This window comes from Sulfitobacter sp. TCYB15, assembly GCF_040435955.1.
Lineage (GTDB): Bacteria > Pseudomonadota > Alphaproteobacteria > Rhodobacterales > Rhodobacteraceae > Sulfitobacter > Sulfitobacter pontiacus.
On record NZ_CP159193.1, the window covers coordinates 1,385,728 to 1,402,434 of the forward strand.

Consider the following 16,707-nt stretch of genomic DNA (forward strand, 5'->3'; position numbering starts at 1 on the left):
ACGGACCTTTGGGGCGTTTCATGATCCTGCGGGCGCTGACCCTTGCTGGCGGTGTGGCGGGCGCGGCGGTGATTTCGCAATTCCCCGAATACTCGCAACAATATCTGCAACGGTTGGGCGGGGCGGTCGATGCGCTGCACGAGGTCGTTGCCGATTTCGATGCCAGCGCCCAAGCGGTCGGCCTGTCGCGCAGCGATGCCTTGGCGCAGATGACCGGCACCGCGTTTATGGAGCGTCGCCGCGCCGATATGGCCGCGACCTTTACCCGCTACGAGACATTGCAAACCGCCCTGACCCGTTTGCAGGGGCAGGGGCCTTTCATGCGCGCCTACCACCTGCCGCAGATGTCGGACCCGCAGATCGCGGGGGCGGCGTGGCAGGCGTTTCAGCCCGCCGTACCGTTGAACTTTGCCGGGGTGGTGTTTGCCGGTGCGGGCTTTGTCGCGGGCGGCTTGGGGCTGGGGGTGCTGCTGCGACTGTTACGCGCCCCGTTCCGGCGGCGCGGCGCCCGCATACCGGCGCAGGGCCGCTGACACGCGGCACCTTTACCTGCGGTACACCCTGCCGCGCGACCACTCCTCGCTTGACCCGATGCGCCGAAACCGCGAGGTTGCGCGCGATTGATCCCAGATCGGAACCATCCCTTGGCCAAACCAGTATCCTCGACACCGCCCTTCGCCCCTTTTGAATGGATGATCGCCTGGCGCTATCTGCGTGCGCGTCGCGCCGAAGGTGGCGTGAGCGTGATGACCTGGATCAGCCTGATCGGGATCACGCTGGCGGTCTTTGCCCTGATCGCGACCCTTGCCGTGCGGTCGGGCTTCCGGGCTGAATTTGTTGATACGATCCTAGGGGCCAATGCCCATGTGACCGTGTATAATATGGCGTCGGTGGATGAGAACGGCGTGTCCCAGACGGGGATACCCGATTACACCGAGATGGCCGCGCGTGTGGCCGAGGTGCCGGGCGTGACGCAGGTGGCCCCTTTGGTGCGCGGTCAGGTGATGGCCAACAAGGGTCAGGCCAACGCAGGGATCGAGATTTTTGGCATCGAGGCCGCCGATCTGGCCAATATCCCGCGCATCGCCAACCCCGAAACCGCCGATGGCGATCTGGCCGATTTCGAACAGGGCATCGCCATCGGGTCCGGCGTGGCACAAGCACTGCGGGTCGGCTTGGGCGACACGATCAAGATCATCTCTCCGAACGGGGTGAAAACCGCCTTTGGCACCTCGCCCCGCGTGAATGGCTACGAGGTGACCTATATCTTCTCGGCCGGGCGCTATGACATCGACCGCACCCGCGCCTATCTGCCTCTGGCCGAGGCGCAGTCCTTCTTCAACCGCGAAGGCGTCGCCGATGAGCTTGAGGTGATGGTCGAAAACCCCGATAGCGTGGATGATCTGACCGTGCCGCTGCTATCCGCCGCGGGGGAACGCGGCCTGATCTGGACATGGCGCGATGCGTCGGGCTCGTTTTTAAGCGCGCTGGATATCGAGGACCGCGTGATGTTCGTGATCCTCAGCATCCTTGTGCTGATCGCGGCGATGAATATCGTCTCGGGCCTGATCATGCTGGTCAAGAACAAGGGGCGCGACATCGGGATCCTGCGCACCATGGGCTTAAGCGAAGGGTCGATCCTGCGCGTGTTCTTCATCTGCGGGGCCTTCACGGGCATCATCGGGACCGCGATGGGGGTGATCCTTGGCTGTCTCTTCGCGCTCTATGTCGATCAGATTTTTGCCGTCGTGAACTACATCTCGGGCGGCAACGCATGGGATCCGTCGATCCGCGGCATCTACTTCCTGCCCGCCAAACTGCAATTCGGTGACGTGATGTCGGCCATCGGCCTGTCGCTTGGCCTGTCCTTCGTCGTCACCATCTTCCCCGCGCGCCGTGCCGCGCGCATGAACCCAGTCGAGGCGCTGCGCTATGAATGATCCTGTTTTGCGGCTCTCGGGGATTGGCAAATCCTACAACCCCGGCCAACCGAACGAAGTCAACGTGCTGCGCGGCATCGACCTGACCGTCGCCGCCGGAGAGGTCGTCGCACTGGTCGCCCCCTCTGGCGCGGGCAAGTCTACGCTGCTGCATATCGCGGGTCTGCTGGACACGCCCGACACCGGCACGGTCGAGATTGGCGGCACCGATATGACAGGGCAGTCCGATCGCAAACGTACAGGTGTGCGGCGGCGTGATGTGGGGTTTATCTATCAGTTCCACCACCTGCTGCCTGAATTTTCCGCACTGGAAAACATCGTGTTGCCGCAGCTTGCGAACGGTGTCTCGCAGTCCGAGGCGCAGACCCGCGCGCTATCGCTGTTGGACGAGGTCGGCATCGGCCACCGCGCCGACCACCGCCCGGCGGCGCTGTCGGGGGGCGAACAGCAACGGGTTGCGTTCTGTCGTGCGCTGGCCAATGCGCCGCGGCTGCTGCTGGCGGATGAGCCCACAGGCAACCTTGATCCGACCACCTCGGATCAGGTCTTTGCCGCGCTGATGACGCTGGTGCGGGGCACGGGGCTGTCGGCGGTGATCGCGACCCATAACCTTGAGCTTGCCGCGCGGATGGACCGCCAGATCCGGCTTGAGGCAGGGCAGCTCGTCGCGCTTTAAGGCGGCTGCCTTAATTTATCCTTACCCAGACCCAACTGGCGCCACGAGCAGGGGGCAAACTGTGTCAAAACAGGATGTTGCCATGTCACCTTTGCTCGTCATGCTCTTTGCCGCTTTCGGCCCGATGCTGGCCGTGTTTGACCCGTTTGGCGATGATACGGAGGATGAGGTCGAGGACGAAGAAATCCCCATCGGCACGCCCGATATGGGGACGACCACGGGCGCAGGCATGGACGATGCACTGACCCCCGACCCGGCAGATCCTGAAGCCGACGCGCCAACCGATGTCCCGACCGCGGAGGATCCAGCGGTCGAGACGATCGACGACACCGCGCAACCGCCCGAGGATGACGCACAGTCGCAAACCGGCACGGCGGGCGATGATATATTGCAAGGCACCGACGGGCGCGACATCCTGTTTGGAGGGCAGGGCAATGACACGCTTTCGGGCGGGGTCAACGCCCAAGACGGCAGCGACGACGGGGTCGCGGACGAGCTGATCGGCGAAGACGGCGACGACAGCCTGCGATTGGGCGCGAATGACACCGGCATCGGGGGCACGGGTGCGGACAGTTTCACCGCGATCTACGGTGCCACAGGCGGGATCACGGTCAGCGATTATGACGTGGGCACCGATGCGCTGATTGTCGAAACCGACGATGAAAACGCCTCTGTCACCGATCAGACCGTCGCGGATGGGGAGTTGACGGTCACGCTCAGCACAGGGCTCACCATCACCCTGCCGGGGGTCGAAAACCCCTTGGCGGAGGATGAAATCCTCTTTGTGCTGACCAACCCGCTACAAGACGCGGCCTGATCGGCCTCAGGCTTGCTGGGTCAACCAGACACCGGCACACATCAAGGCGATGCCAGCGGCCCGCGCGGCCCCCAAGGGCGCCACCTGCGCGCCGAACAGCCCGAAGTGGTCAATCGCCGCGGCGCTGAAAAGCTGGCCCACCAGAACAAAGAACACCGCGTTGCCGACGCCGAAATGCGGCGCGATAAAGGTGATCGACAGGATGTAGAACGCCACCAGAAATCCGGCCAGCAGCAGATGCTTCGGGGCCGCGGGGATCTGCGCAAACCCTTGCCGCCCCACCAACATCGCGACCAGCAAGCTGACTGTAAACGCCACCACAAACAGCACCGTAGCCGCTGCTGCGGGGGATCCGATCCGGCTGCCAAGCCCCGCGTTCAACGCGGCCAGAACGGGAATGCCAACCCCGGCCAAAAGCATCACAACTGCATAATGCGCCATGAGTATTCCTAATCTTTTCCCGTTTCTTGATCCAGATCATGGCGAAGACCCCCGCCAAGGGCAAGCATCCCCGTGACCTACCGGAGGATCATATGATGAAAACCACAATCGCCCTCGGCGTGCCGCTGTTCTTGGGGCTGGCCGCCTGTATGCCCGCACAGACCCAGCCCGACGCCCCCGACCGCGCGGAAGGGGCGGCATTTTTTGCCGAAAACTGTGTGCAATGCCACGGGGTGAACGCCCAAGGGGCCGGTGCCGCGGCCAAGGGCCTTCGCCCGCAGCCCCGCGACCTGACCCTCCTGGCGCGCGACAATGGCGGGCGGTTTCCGCAGACCAGAACGCTGGCCTACATCTACGGCGACCCTGCGGGCGATGCCACAGACAGCCACCTGCGACGGGTGATGCCGCAGTTTGGCGAGGGCATGGCGCTGGATCTGGTGCCAGTCGATCTGGATGGCCAGCTGACGCCCACACCACGGGTGCTGGCAGGGCTGCTGGTCTATCTTGAAAGCATCCAGCGTTAACTACAGATCCCGTTCACCTCGACCCCGTCCCAGGGCATCCGCACCGCATAGGGCCGGCTTTGGGGCAGGGGTGCTACGGGCATCTCTTGCGAGATCAGCGCATGCAGCCGTTTGGTGCGCGGTGCCTGCGGGTCCAACGCACGACAGCAGACGAATTCCTCGACGATAGAGCCTTGTTGTTCAAAGGCAAAATCCAGAAACTTCGGGTCGCTCTCCAGATCAAAGAGATACGGGTCCGCGCCGCCGCCATGTTCAAACGCCGCACGCAGCGGCGAATAGCCCGTCGTCTTGCGGTTCTGCCACTGCCAGATATGGGTCAGCTCATGGGCAAAGATCATCGCCGCGATCAGCCCGACCCGGTCGGGATAGTCGGGCAGGTAATCGTCCAGATACCAGTCTTCGTCAAACAGCACCGTATTCCACAGCGCCACGGCGGCGGGTTTGGTGGTGATCACCTCGCCGACCTTTTCGGGCGGCAGGATACGTTCGCGACAAGTCGTGCGCGGCCGCGCCTTGCGCGTCATCGTCACCCCGCGCGAGGGCGACCCGTCATGCAGCCGCACCTTGGGGTAATTGAGCGTATCCCCCATGATATCGCCCGCGAACAGCAGCTCATTCTGGGTCAACGGCCGCCCGCAAGAGGCAAGAAACATGAGGAGAATGAAGGCGCGGATCATGCCGAAACGTTGAGTGAAAGCGCAGTGCGGATCAAGCAGTATTTTTCACGTGAGACCCGTGTTGAAATCGTCCGAGGGAAGGTTTCAGGGGCGAACGGGCGGAGCAGATATCCTGCGGAACAGATGTTAAGGGCCGCGCCTGACCCTGCGGCGGAGGCCGTCTTGCAAACTGTCCGGGGGACAGTTTGAGGCTGGAGCGGTCGAAGACCAGGGGGCACGAAGTGCGCCCTCCCGTCGGGAGGGTCGGGCGCGGCCCGAGGCGGGGCCTCGGGCTAGTGTTAGTTTGTAGCAACTATATTTCGACCTCCTTTGGGGTCATCTTGCAATCGATAACTCACCGCTTTGCTCGCGGCGGCTTCTTCAAAAACTAATGCAATTTGCTGCAAACTTATGTGGAAGCAGTGTTTAGTTCGATCATAATCCGAGGTGAAATGTACTCCGAGAGGTCTATCATGTTCGTCCCATGAAAAATTAAAAAGGAGAGAGTGAATAAACTGGTTAGACAAATACAAAGTTGTGACTTCGTCCGGAATTGAATTGTCTAAATCGTAATGATCGTAGAACTCAAATCGTTCAAAACTCCCCATAGCTTCAACCGATTGAAACCTTTCTACAGGAATGAGTTTTTTAGCAAAGTTGGGCGATAACTTAAGTTTTGAATCGATCAGTTTTCGCACCGCGAAAAAACCTATCATTATTTCGCGTTCTGTGATCGCAATGGAATCTTCTCGGTAGCGCCGAAGTTTCATAAACCGATGAATTTGAGACGACGCTGAAATTAAGCCCTTTCGCCATATCCCAGATTCATAGATCACCTGTTTTCACCCCCCCCCCTCAAACATCCAGCTCCTCCACAAACTGGGCGTTCTCCTGAATATACTGGTAGCGCAGCTCCGGTTTCTTCCCCATCAGACGCTCGACCAGATCGCCGGTCTCTCCGGGCATGTCTTCGTCGACGGTGACGCGGATCAGCTTGCGGGTGGTGGGGTCCATCGTGGTCTCTTTCAGGTCTTTCGCGTCCATCTCGCCCAGACCCTTGAAGCGTTGCAGATCGATCTTGCCTTTGCCGCCCAGGCCTTTTTCCAGCCACATGTCCTTTTCCGCATCATCCGCCACATAGACGCGCTTGGCCCCTTGGGTCAGACGGTAAAGCGGCGGACAGGCTAGGTAGAGGTGCCCGGCGTCGATCATCGGGCGCATCTGGGTGTAAAAGAACGTCATCAGCAGCGCCGCGATATGGGCCCCGTCGACATCCGCATCGGTCATGATGATGATCTTGTCATAACGCAGGTCATCAAGGTTGAACTTCGTGCCCATCCCGACGCCAAGCGCCTCGCATAGATCGTTGATCTCGGCATTGGTGTTCAGCTTGCTCGACGCGGCCCCCAACACGTTGAGGATCTTGCCCTTCAGCGGCAGCAAGGCTTGCGTGTTCCGGTTGCGCGCGCCCTTGCCGGAGCCACCGGCGGAATCGCCCTCCACGATGAACAGCTCGGTGCCTTCGCGGGTCTTGGAGGTACAGTCGGTCAGTTTGCCGGGCAGGCGCAGCTTCTTGGTGGCGGTCTTGCGGGCGGTTTCCTTTTCCTGACGGCGGCGCAGGCGTTCTTCAGCGCGCAGCACCAGAAAATCAAGGATCGCACCCGCAGATTTGGTATCCGCTGCCAGCCAGTTGTCAAAGTGGTCGCGCACGGCGTTTTCCACCATGCGCTGCGCGTCCACCGTCGCCAGACGGTCCTTGGTCTGGCCGACGAATTCAGGCTCGCGGATAAAGCAGGACACCAGCGCACAGCCACCGGTGATCAGATCGTCGCGGGTGATGGTGCCGGCCTTCTTGTTGCCGACCAGCTCTCCGTAGGCTTTGACGCCTTTCAGGATCGCGGACCAGAAGCCCGCCTCGTGGGTGCCGCCTTCGGGGGTGGGGATGGTGTTACAATAGGACTGGATGAAGCCATCGCGCGACGGCGTCCAGTTGATCGCCCATTCGACCTTGCCCGGTGCGTTGAACTTCTCGCGGAAGTCGACGGTGCCGCCAAAGGGGTGCTCGGCGTAGGTTGTCGACCCTTTCAGCGTTTCGTTCAGATAGTCCGACAAGCCGCCGGGGAAGTGGAACGTCGCCTCTTGTGGGGTGTCGCCGTCCTGCTGGCCGCATTTCCAGCGGATTTCGACGCCGGAAAACAGATAGGCCTTGGACCGCGCCATCGCGAACAGCCGCGCGGGCTTGAGCTTGAGCGGGCCAAAGATCTCTGCATCGGGGTGGAAGGTGACAGCCGTGCCGCGCCGGTTCGGGGCCGCGCCGATCTTTTCAAGCTTGCCTTGGGGGATGCCGCGCGAAAACTCCATCGCGAACAGCTCGCGGTTGCGCGCGACCTCGACCCGCAGGTGATCCGACAGCGCGTTGACCACGGACGACCCCACGCCGTGCAGACCGCCCGAAGTCTCGTACGAATCGCCCGAGAATTTGCCGCCCGCGTTCAGCGTGCAAAAGATGATCTCCAGCGCCGATTTGCTGGGGTCTTTGGGGTGCGGATCGGTGGGGATGCCGCGCCCGTTGTCACGCACGGTGACATGGCCGTTTTCATGCAGTTCCAGTTCAATCCAGGTGGCATGGCCCGCGACGGCCTCGTCCATCGAGTTATCGATGATTTCCGCGACCATATGGTGCAGCGCGCGATCGTCCTTGCCCCCGATGTACATGCCGGGGCGCAGGCGCACGTGCTCCATATCCTCAAGAACCTGGATCGAAGAGGCATCATATTCCTTGGCGTTGCTCTGCGCACCGGAAAGAAGATCGGACATGTAGGGGCCTGCCTGTCTGTTGCTTTTGTTGAGCCTCCCACTATGCCAGAGCGCTATGGTCGGGGGAAGGGCGGATGACGTCGCAATGCGGTGTTTCCTGCGGCTGTGCCTTTGCTATCATCGGGGCAGGAAACCGTTGGAAGGCTTGCCATGACGTTTGACACCGCCGCCCCCACCACCCTGCGAGATGTGCCCGACTGGCGCTATATGATGCAGGAATGTGACGAGCTTTATCGCTACCTGCCCGCGGGCGGCAGCGACCGGATCAAAAGCCATCAACGCAAAGCGCGCGAGGCCATTGCAAGGCTGCTGCGGGGCAATGCCGAACTGCGGTTGCAGCCGCGTGCGGAAAAGCCCGTCACCGCCCATCTGCGCCGCGCGCTGGACGAGGGCAAGCAGGGGGCCTTGGCCCCCGCGGTCCGGGCGCTGGATGCCGTGGCCCATGACCTCAGCTGGCAATACGGCTACGAGAAAGTCCCCAAGGGGCTGACCCACAGCTATGCCTATGCCGAACTGGCAGGGGCGCAGGGGCCGGTTGTCAGCCATGATATCATTCTGGGCGTGGTGCTCTTCGCACCGGGCTGCACCTATCCGGCGCATGCCCATAAGGGGATCACAGAAAGCTACGTCTGTCTGTCCGGCGCGGTGTCCGAGAACCATCAGGGCGTCTATGTGCCCGGTTCGATGATCTTTAACCCGCCCGAACATCTGCACCGCATCACCGTGGGCGACCGCGAACCGGCGCTTCTGGCCTATGCGTGGATGGGCGATCCTGCCGATCTGCACCAGCAGAAAATGGTCTTTACCCGCGCCCGCCCGCGCCCGTAAATAACGCGCGGGACGGGGCAGGGGCGGCCTAAAGCCAGTTCAGAATGGCCTCCGCCACCTCTTGCGGTTTTTGGTGGTGCAGCCAGTGATCCGCGCCCTCGATGGTGACGCGGGTCAGGTCGGTGGCGTAGTCCTCAAGCCCGCGGGTCGTCTCGGGCAGCAGCGCGGTATCAGCGGTGCCCCAGACCAGCAGATGCGGGCAGCGCACCTGCAACCGCGCCGGATCAAAGCTCAGCGCGTCATCAATCGCCTCGCCCTCGGCCCCCAGTTTCAGCGGAGAGGCGCGATACCAGTTCACCATCCCGCGCAGCCCCGCCGCATCACGCCAGGCTGCCTTGTAGCCCGCCAGCGTCTCGCCCTCTAGCCAGCTCATATCCATATGCGCCGAGAACAGCCCCATCAGCTTGTCGAAATCATCCGCGGCCAGAATATCCTCTGACCCCTCACGGCGCAGGAAATGGATGTATTGCGACGCGTCGGTCTGCGCGCCGCCCTTGGCCAGCTCGCGCTGAAAGGGGGCGGGGTGGACGCCGTTCATGATGATCAGCTTCGATACCAGATCAGGCCGCCCGATGGTCAGCGCATAGGCGACAGAGGCCCCCCAGTCATGGCCCAGCAGGATCACGGGCTCGTCCCCGATCAACGCCGCCATATCCGCCACCAGCTTCGATGTCTTATACTGCTCTACCTCGGCGGGTCGCCAGCTTTGCCCATAGCCGCGCTGGTCGGGGGCAATGCAGTGGAACCGCTTGGCCAGCAGCGGGGCCAGATCGTTCCACGCGCCCGAATATTCGGGAAAGCCATGCAGCATCAGCAGCTTGGGCGCGTTCTCATCGCCCCAGTGGCGGATAAAGAAAGGATTGCCGTTGATCTGGCGGGTTTCGGTCCAATGGGCGGTCATGTCGTCTTCCTTTTCGGTTTGTCCGGGGCGGGGCCTGCGGGCAAATGCTCCAGTCGCAGCCCTGCGGCGGAGCCCGGGGCGAAACCGGGCCAGTCAGCCCCGTCCAGCATCCCTGCGGTGTCGTCACCGCGCAGATGCATCCCCATAAAGGCCGCCGCATAATGTTGCGCGATATTGTTCATGCGCAGCGTGTCCCAGACCGGATCGGCATAGTGCTGGAACGGTGCCCACCCCAGCAGATCCGAATGCGCCCAGCTTTCCAGCGGGGCAGGGATCGGTGCGGCGGCATTATGGCCCGCGTTGATAAAGCTTAACAAATAGCGGTCGCTGGCGCAGCCGGTGAAGAGGCGGCGCATCGCGGCATAGTCTGATACATCATCGACGGTGCCGGCCATCATGAACAGCGGCGTGTCCATCTGCGCCAGCCCACCGGCATCCCACATCGCCTGCCCGTTGCCCCAAGGGCCGATGGGCATGATCGCGCACAGCCGCGGGTCGCGCAGGGCGGCGTGGGTCTTTGACCCCGCAAGATGCCGCGCAAGGCTGCCGCCCTCGGGCGCGCGCGGATGCTGCAACGCCGTCTCGGCCAGACCGGCCCCGCCAAAGATCATCGCCCCGTAGCCGCCCATGGAATAGCCGATCAGCCCGACGCGGCGACACGCCACCAGATCGCCCAAGGGGCCCGTCAGCGCCTCCATCGCGTCAATCACCGCGCGCTGGTCCAGCGGACGGTTCAGCAACGTCACCCCGAAGGCTTGCTGATCCTCGTAGGTACTGCCCGCGTGATCCGGTGCCGCCACGACAAACCCTTGGCGCGCAAGGGATTCCGCCAGATGGCTCAGCAAAAAGCGGTTCCCGGGATACCCGTGCGAGATCACGATCAGCGGCGCGGAAAATCCCGTGGCGACAAAAGCCTCGCGGCAGGCCGACCCGTGCAACACAGTCGGCGTCACACCGTCGCGCAGCAAGGTGGCATAGGACGTCCCCGCACCCGTGCCCTCGGCCGCCGGATACCAGACCTCTAGCGTCAATTGGCGCGTGTCGGACACAGCGGCGGTCAGGGTGGTCACGCCGACGGGATGGGGGCCACGCTGCGCCAGCGCCAGCGCTGGCGCGTCGGGGCGCAGCAGATCGATGCGGTTGTGCAAGGCGGTATCCTCCCAACTTCGGTGTCGCGACTGTGGCGCGGCCAGCCGCAGGGTGCAAGCCCGCCCGACCACGCAGACCGCCGCGCTGCCTTCCCCTAGGTCATCGGCTCTTCCCCTTGCGGGCGGGGCGGCGTAGGAAAGGCGCATGACACAGCAAATGACATATCCGGGCCACGCCCGAGCCATCACCGTGATGGGGCTTCCGCTTGTAGGCGGGCATCTGGGGCAGATCGCGATCGGGGTCTCCGATACGGTCATGGCGGGCTGGTACAGCGTAGAGGCGCTGGCCGCTGTCACCCTCGCCAGCACCTATTTCTTCGTGCTGCTGATCTTTGGATCGGGCTTTGCATGGGGCGTGATGCCGCTGGTCGCGGCCTTTGACGCCGAGGGCGACGAGGTCGGCCTGCGTCGCGCCACCCGTATGGGCATGTGGCTGTCGATGGGCTTTGCCGTGCTGGCGCTGCCGCTGATGATCTGGTCGCGGCCGATCATGGCGTTGATGGGGCAGGATCAGGCGCTGGCCGATATGGTGGACGGCTATCTGTTTATTGCCGCTTGGGGCATCTTCCCCGCACTGATGGTCATGGTGCTCAAAAGCTACCTCGCCGCGCTGGAACGCACACAGGTCGTGCTCTGGATCACGCTGCTGGCGGGCGTCGCGAATGTGCTGGCCAACTATGCGTTCATCTTCGGCAACTGGGGCGCGCCAGAGCTTGGCGTGCGCGGTGCGGCCATCGCCTCTGTCACGTCGCACAGCGTGTCGCTGGTTGCCGTGGTGATCTATGTGCTGTGGAAAATGCCGCAACACCAGATGTTTGTCCGCCTCTGGCGCCCCGATTGGGAGATGCTGGCCCGTGTTTTCCGCCTTGGCCTGCCCATCGGCTTCACAGGGCTCAGCGAGGTCGGGCTCTTTGCCGCCAGCGCCGTCATGATGGGCTGGCTGGGCACTGTTGCACTGGCTGCCCACGGCATCGCGCTGCAACTGGCGTCGATCACCTTTATGGTGCACCTCGGTATCAGCAACGTGGCCACGATCCGCGCAGGCAATGCCTATGGCCGCCGCGATCCGGCGCATCTGGCGCGTGGCGCGATTACCGCGACGGTGATGTCGGCGCTGGTCGCAGTGTTGACGATCTTTGTCTTCGTGATGTGGCCCGAACCGCTGATCAACCTGTTCATGCAACGTGACGAACCCGCGCGCGACCAGATCCTTGTGATCGGGGTGGGGCTGCTGGCGATGGCGTCACTGTTCCAGCTTGTCGATGGCGCGCAGGCCGTGGCCTTGGGCATTCTACGCGGAGTGCAGGACACCACAGTGCCGATGCTCCTTGCGGGCTTCAGCTACTGGATCGTGGGCATGCCCGCGTCGTATCTGCTGGGCTTTGTCTTTGATCTTGAAGGGGTCGGCGTCTGGCTCGGGCTGGTCTTTGGTCTTGGCGTGGCGGCGATCCTGCTGAACGCGCGCTTCTGGGGCAGCGTGCTGAAACGGCTGGGGCCAACAGACCCCGCAGCCGCGTAACACCACCTGCTGACCGGCAGCCGCTTCGCCTAGGGCAGCCGGTCGGCCTTCTTGCGTACCAACGTGCTGCGCAGATCATGCATCGCCAACAGCAGCGCGTCCGTGACGGCATCAAGCTGGTCGTCCGTGGCCTTTGACTGCACCCACTGCGTTGTCAGGTTCAGATAATCCACCGCACGGTGGATATCGTCGATGTCGCGCTGCGCCAGCACCTGTGCGCGCTCGGTCATCCACTGGCGGATACGCTCCAGATCGCCGTCCGACAGCACGCGATCGCCTTGGGGTTTGATCTCGCCGTTGCGGATGTTCACAACGGCGATCTGGTCCATCTCGATCCGCCGCTGGCGGTTCTCTGCATCCACGCGAAACACCGCCGCGCCATTCTCGCGCACGCGAAAGTAATACTCTGGCAGGTCGCTCGCCATGGGGGCTCCTTTACGGTCTGGCTTAGCTCAGCGCGGCGCAGAACTGCTGCAAACGGGTGCAGGCTTCTTTCAACGCCGCGTCCGAGGTGGCATAGCTGATGCGGAAGTTCGGGCTCAGGCCAAAGGCCGCGCCAAAGACGACGGCAACGCCGGTGTCTTCCAGCAGCGCCGTGGCGAAAACCTCGTCATCGGTGATGGTGACGCCCGACGGGGTGGTCTTGCCAATCAGCCCCGCGATGGACGGATAGACATAGAACGCGCCTTCGGGTTTGGGGCAGACGATGCCGTCGATCTCGCTCAGCATATCCACCACCAGATTGCGACGGCGGGTGAACATCTTGTTGTTCTCGGCGATGTAATCCTGCGTGCCGTTCAACGCCTCCACCGCGGCCCACTGGCTGACGGTGCAGGGGTTCGACGTGGATTGCGACTGTACCTTGCGCATCGCGCCGATCAGCTTTTCTGGCCCCGCTGCATAGCCGATGCGCCAGCCGGTCATGGCATAGGCTTTGGACACACCGTTGACCGTCAATGTCCGGTCATACAGCGCGGGCTCCACCTGCGCGGGGGTGCAGAATTTGAAATCATCATAGGCCAGATGTTCATACATATCATCGGTCATCACCCAGACATGGGGGTGACGCATCAGTACATCGGTCAACGCCTTCAGCTCATCCCAGCTATAGCCCGCGCCTGTGGGGTTCGAGGGCGAGTTGAAGATGAACCATTTCGTGTTGGGCGTGATCGCCTCTTCCAAGGCCTCTGGGGTCAGCTTGAAATCATTCTCCAGCGTCGCGGGGGCAATCACCGGCGTGCCACCGGCCAGCAGCACCATATCGGGGTAGCTGACCCAATAGGGCGCAGGGATCACGACCTCTTCACCGGGGTTCATCGTGGCCATCAGCGCGTTGTACAGGATCTGCTTGCCACCGGTCCCGACGCTGACCTGAGACGGCGTATAGTCCAGCCCGTTGTCGCGCTTGAACTTGGCGCAAATCGCCTGCTTCAGCTCGGGGATACCGTCCACGGCAGTATATTTGGTCTTGCCCGCGGTGATCGCGGCGATACCGGCGTCCTTGATGTTCTGTGGCGTGTCGAAATCCGGCTCTCCGGCCCCCAGCCCGATCACATCCTTGCCTGCGGCCTTCAGCTCGGCAGCTTTTTGGGTCACGGCGATGGTGGGCGACGGTTTTACGCGCGCAAGGGTCTTGGACAGCAGTTCCATTTCGGCCTCAGTTTGATATGTGTGCAGCACCCTCATAGGGCGCACCCCCGCACCGATCAAGCCAGATCGGTCCAAACAGGAGAGACGCAATGGCCGAGAACGAAGACTGGTACGCATCCGACGTGGCAACCTTTGGCGACCGGGTCGCCGCCGCGCGCGAGAACGCGGATATGACGCAAGCCGCGCTCGCCAAGCGGTTGGGGATCAAGCAATCCACCCTGCGCGGCTGGGAAGACGACCTGTCCGAACCCCGCGCCAACCGCCTGTCCACGCTCGCCGGGGTTCTGGGCGTGTCGATGATGTGGCTGATCAACGGCGAGGGCGAAGGCATCGACGCCCCCGATGACACCGCCGCCACCGACGCCAATATCAAAGAAGCATTGATCGAACTGCGCGACATGCGCGCCGATCTGTTGAAACGGGCCGAACAAATGGGCCGTCTCGAAAAGAAACTACGCCGGATTTTCAAAGGGAACACCCATGGCTGAGCTGCACGAACACAAGGTCAAACGTCTGCATATGCGCTCCATGCGGCGAGGTATTAAGGAAATGGATCTCATTTTACCTTCTTATGCCGTAACCCGTCTCGCGACGATGGATGACGCGGCATTGTCGCTCTATGACGACATGCTAAGCGAGAATGATCACGACCTTTATCAATGGGTTACGGGGCAAACACCTGCGCCCGAACCCTTTACCGCGCTGATCGCGGACATCCAGACCCATCTGGCGGCGAACCCGCTTTAGGCGCGGTTTCCCCTGCGGATGTCGGCCCCCGCGCGCCGACATCCGTCCGGTTTAACGATATATTTTATTTTTATCTTCAGCTTCCGCCCCAATCGCAATGTCGGAGTTGAATATGAGTATCCAAAACCCCATTCCCATCCCCCCGTCAGAGGCGGGATTCATGCAAAGCTACCTCGATGCGCTCGGGCTGGTTGAACGGCTGCACCGCCTGCTGCTGGACGTGATCAAGGATGAATTCGAACGCGTCGGCGTGCTGGACATCAACGCCGTGCAGGCGCTGCTGCTGTTCAACATCGGCGACAATGAAGTCACCGCCGGAGAGTTGAAAAGCCGCGGTTACTATCAGGGCAGCAACGTCAGCTATAATTTGAAAAAACTGGTGGATATGGGCTATATGCACCACCAGCGCTGCCAGATCGACCGCCGCTCGGTGCGGGTGCGGCTGACCGGCAAGGGGCGTCACATCAGCGGAGTCGTGTCAGACCTGTTTGGTCGCCACGCCAGCGGGCTGATGCACAAGGGCGCGCTGGGCGCATCGGGCATGGATGACATCACCCGCGCGCTCAAGCGGATGGAACGCTACTGGACGGACCAGATCCGCTATATCTACTGACCGCGCAGGGCGCGCAGGGCGGGCGGGGCTTCGTCACCCAGTTGCGCCAGCGACAGCACCGCCAGCTCGCGCAGCAGCTTGGTGGTCATGGCGGATTGATAGGCATCAAACCCAGCGGCGGGCAGGGCAAAGGCACCGGGGCCGGTGATCACCTCTGCCATGAAATACCCCGTCAGCGTGCTGTCCTCCCCCGCCGCTTCGACCACCAGCGCGTTCACCGTCAACTCACGCCCCGCCAGCTGTCGTTTCACGTCACGGGGGCGGGGCCCAAGGTTGGATATCCCGTCGCCCGAGATATCAAGCGTGTGCTTCAAACATGCGGGCCGCTGCGCCAGATAGGCCGCCCCCGCTGCCACCGCCACGCCAAGCGCGGTGCCGGGCGACGCCGCCGCGCGCTCCACCTGTCGCAGCCCGTCAATCAGCTCTTGCAGGGCGGCGGCATCACTGATCGACCGCCACGGGGCAATAACGCGCTGGTCTGTCGGACCGCTCCATTCATAGACCAACAGGGACACCGGTGCCTCCGGTGCCGACAGGATCGCCGCGCGCACCGCCGGATCGTCCAAGGCCCCGGCGACCCCGTCCAATTGCAAGCGGTACTCCCGCGCATCGACGGACCCCGACACATCCAGCCCCAAGGCTAAGGCCTGCCGACACTCCGCCACGCCAGTCGACGCCCAAAGCGTTGCGCCAACAAGGGCCGCAACCCCGGCGCGGATCATCCCGCGTCCTCGGCCAAGGGCAGGCTGCCAATCGCAGGGGGCGTCAGCTCGCGTTCCAGCTTGATCCGCATCGCGCGTTCAAAATCCTCGAACCCGTTGGCGATCACCAGAAACGCACCGGGGCCATGCAAGACCTCGCGTTTGTAAAAGGCGATCAGCCCCGTCTCGGCCTCGAAATCGGCGGCATTCACCACCAACCCGTTGACCGTCACATCGTCAAAATCAAACGACCGATAGGCCAGCGGCGGGCCAAAACCCTCGTTGTTCTGACCGTCCCCCGCCAGATCAATTGTCTTGTATAAACAACGCGGTGCCCGCGCCATGACCGCCGCACCAAACCCCAGCGCATAGCCCATGGCCGTGGGAAAATCATTATGACTGCGCTGGCTGCCCGCCACCACGCCCGCCGCGCGCGTCAGATCGTCGGGCGAGTCTATCATCTGCCAATCGAGCACGATCTGCTGGTTATAGCGCCCCGACCATTCATAGACGGCCAGCGCCACCGGCAGATCGCTGGCGAAAAACGCCCGCCGCACCGGGTCTGACAGCAACGCGGCGGCGGTGCCGCCACGCTGCAAACGGTCCTCGACCGCATCAACCGAACTGGACACATCCATCGCCAGCAGCAGCGCCAGCCGACACTCCGCCGCCGCAAGGGCCGCGGGTGCGACGCCCAGCGCTGTGGCAAGGAAGGCCGCCCGGATCATC

Annotated in this window: 20 protein-coding genes; 10 read left to right on the forward strand and 10 right to left on the reverse strand. The window is 62.7% G+C overall.

Annotated elements, in window-relative coordinates; all coding sequences use genetic code 11:
* Positions 1-20 precede the first annotated feature (20 nt).
* The 4 genes from ABM428_RS06580 to ABM428_RS06595 all read left to right on the forward strand — a co-directional run bounded on the left by ABM428_RS06580 (position 21) and on the right by ABM428_RS06595 (position 3,433).
* The gene (locus ABM428_RS06580; RefSeq protein WP_132996890.1) at positions 21-533 is read left to right on the forward strand and encodes a DUF2937 family protein; all 513 of its coding nucleotides are present in this window, start codon (positions 21-23) and stop codon (positions 531-533) included.
* A gap of 159 nt (positions 534-692) precedes the next feature.
* On the forward strand, positions 693-1,940 hold the full coding sequence (locus tag ABM428_RS06585; RefSeq protein WP_132997195.1) for a lipoprotein-releasing ABC transporter permease subunit: 1,248 nt from the start codon (positions 693-695) through the stop codon (positions 1,938-1,940).
* Complete coding sequence (locus ABM428_RS06590; RefSeq protein ID WP_074635562.1) at positions 1,933-2,616, forward strand: ABC transporter ATP-binding protein; 684 nt, start codon at positions 1,933-1,935, stop codon at positions 2,614-2,616. The genes ABM428_RS06585 and ABM428_RS06590 overlap by 8 nt, the downstream gene beginning before the upstream one ends.
* A gap of 82 nt (positions 2,617-2,698) precedes the next feature.
* Positions 2,699-3,433, forward strand: a complete 735-nt coding sequence (locus ABM428_RS06595; RefSeq protein ID WP_353628306.1) for a type I secretion protein — start codon at positions 2,699-2,701, stop codon at positions 3,431-3,433.
* A 6-nt stretch (positions 3,434-3,439) separates the two neighbouring features.
* Here ABM428_RS06595 and ABM428_RS06600 read toward each other — a convergent pair whose 3' ends face one another.
* Positions 3,440-3,874: a DMT family transporter gene (locus tag ABM428_RS06600; RefSeq protein WP_005852364.1), complete on the reverse strand. Its 435-nt coding sequence runs from the start codon at positions 3,872-3,874 to the stop codon at positions 3,440-3,442.
* A 38-nt stretch (positions 3,875-3,912) separates the two neighbouring features.
* On the opposite strand from ABM428_RS06600, the gene ABM428_RS06605 reads away from it, so the two are divergent.
* On the forward strand, positions 3,913-4,398 hold the full coding sequence (locus ABM428_RS06605; RefSeq protein WP_353628307.1) for a cytochrome c: 486 nt from the start codon (positions 3,913-3,915) through the stop codon (positions 4,396-4,398).
* Here the strand turns inward: ABM428_RS06605 and ABM428_RS06610 are convergent.
* The 3 genes from ABM428_RS06610 to ABM428_RS06620 form a co-directional block, all read right to left on the reverse strand.
* Entirely contained in the window at positions 4,395-5,075 is a 681-nt protein-coding gene (locus ABM428_RS06610) for a hypothetical protein (RefSeq protein WP_037943800.1), read from the reverse strand. The two genes, ABM428_RS06605 and ABM428_RS06610, sit on opposite strands and share 4 nt — an antisense overlap.
* Positions 5,076-5,353: 278 nt before the next feature.
* The gene (locus ABM428_RS06615) at positions 5,354-5,824 is read right to left on the reverse strand and encodes a hypothetical protein (protein WP_168592395.1); all 471 of its coding nucleotides are present in this window, start codon (positions 5,822-5,824) and stop codon (positions 5,354-5,356) included.
* Between the two features lie 85 nt (positions 5,825-5,909).
* Positions 5,910-7,871 (reverse strand): type IIA DNA topoisomerase subunit B, encoded by a 1,962-nt coding sequence (locus ABM428_RS06620; RefSeq protein WP_005852372.1) that lies wholly within the window; start codon positions 7,869-7,871, stop codon positions 5,910-5,912.
* A gap of 150 nt (positions 7,872-8,021) precedes the next feature.
* On the opposite strand from ABM428_RS06620, the gene ABM428_RS06625 reads away from it, so the two are divergent.
* Positions 8,022-8,699 carry a dimethylsulfonioproprionate lyase family protein gene (locus ABM428_RS06625; RefSeq protein WP_132996886.1) on the forward strand — a complete coding sequence of 226 codons (678 nt, stop codon included), beginning with the start codon at positions 8,022-8,024 and terminating at the stop codon, positions 8,697-8,699.
* Positions 8,700-8,727: 28 nt separating this feature from the next.
* Here ABM428_RS06625 and ABM428_RS06630 read toward each other — a convergent pair whose 3' ends face one another.
* The gene (locus ABM428_RS06630) at positions 8,728-9,600 is read right to left on the reverse strand and encodes an alpha/beta hydrolase (RefSeq protein WP_353628308.1); all 873 of its coding nucleotides are present in this window, start codon (positions 9,598-9,600) and stop codon (positions 8,728-8,730) included.
* Positions 9,597-10,748 (reverse strand): dienelactone hydrolase family protein, encoded by a 1,152-nt coding sequence (locus ABM428_RS06635; protein WP_353628309.1) that lies wholly within the window; start codon positions 10,746-10,748, stop codon positions 9,597-9,599. Before ABM428_RS06635 ends, ABM428_RS06630 begins: the two co-directional genes overlap by 4 nt.
* A 145-nt stretch (positions 10,749-10,893) precedes the next feature.
* Between ABM428_RS06635 and ABM428_RS06640 the strand changes: the two genes are divergently transcribed.
* Positions 10,894-12,267 (forward strand): MATE family efflux transporter, encoded by a 1,374-nt coding sequence (locus tag ABM428_RS06640; RefSeq protein ID WP_005852382.1) that lies wholly within the window; start codon positions 10,894-10,896, stop codon positions 12,265-12,267.
* Positions 12,268-12,296: 29 nt separating this feature from the next.
* Here the strand turns inward: ABM428_RS06640 and ABM428_RS06645 are convergent, their stop codons facing one another.
* Both ABM428_RS06645 and ABM428_RS06650 read right to left on the reverse strand, forming a co-directional pair.
* Positions 12,297-12,692 (reverse strand): hypothetical protein, encoded by a 396-nt coding sequence (locus ABM428_RS06645; protein WP_005852384.1) that lies wholly within the window; start codon positions 12,690-12,692, stop codon positions 12,297-12,299.
* A gap of 22 nt (positions 12,693-12,714) precedes the next feature.
* Positions 12,715-13,917 carry a pyridoxal phosphate-dependent aminotransferase gene (locus ABM428_RS06650; RefSeq protein WP_184582590.1) on the reverse strand — a complete coding sequence of 401 codons (1,203 nt, stop codon included), beginning with the start codon at positions 13,915-13,917 and terminating at the stop codon, positions 12,715-12,717.
* An 89-nt stretch (positions 13,918-14,006) separates the two neighbouring features.
* Between ABM428_RS06650 and ABM428_RS06655 the strand changes: the two genes are divergently transcribed.
* The 3 genes from ABM428_RS06655 (at position 14,007) to ABM428_RS06665 (ending at position 15,277) form a co-directional block, all read left to right on the forward strand.
* Positions 14,007-14,405 (forward strand): helix-turn-helix domain-containing protein, encoded by a 399-nt coding sequence (locus ABM428_RS06655; RefSeq protein ID WP_005852388.1) that lies wholly within the window; start codon positions 14,007-14,009, stop codon positions 14,403-14,405.
* The gene (locus ABM428_RS06660) at positions 14,398-14,664 is read left to right on the forward strand and encodes a succinate dehydrogenase assembly factor 2 (protein WP_353628310.1); all 267 of its coding nucleotides are present in this window, start codon (positions 14,398-14,400) and stop codon (positions 14,662-14,664) included. Before ABM428_RS06655 ends, ABM428_RS06660 begins: the two co-directional genes overlap by 8 nt.
* Before the next feature lie 112 nt (positions 14,665-14,776).
* Positions 14,777-15,277, forward strand: a complete 501-nt coding sequence (locus ABM428_RS06665) for a MarR family winged helix-turn-helix transcriptional regulator (RefSeq protein ID WP_037943810.1) — start codon at positions 14,777-14,779, stop codon at positions 15,275-15,277.
* Here the strand turns inward: ABM428_RS06665 and ABM428_RS06670 are convergent.
* Complete coding sequence (locus tag ABM428_RS06670) at positions 15,271-15,999, reverse strand: DUF1194 domain-containing protein (protein WP_353628311.1); 729 nt, start codon at positions 15,997-15,999, stop codon at positions 15,271-15,273. The two genes, ABM428_RS06665 and ABM428_RS06670, sit on opposite strands and share 7 nt — an antisense overlap.
* The gene (locus tag ABM428_RS06675) at positions 15,996-16,706 is read right to left on the reverse strand and encodes a DUF1194 domain-containing protein (RefSeq protein WP_353628312.1); all 711 of its coding nucleotides are present in this window, start codon (positions 16,704-16,706) and stop codon (positions 15,996-15,998) included. Before ABM428_RS06675 ends, ABM428_RS06670 begins: the two co-directional genes overlap by 4 nt.
* Position 16,707: the final 1 nt, after the last annotated feature.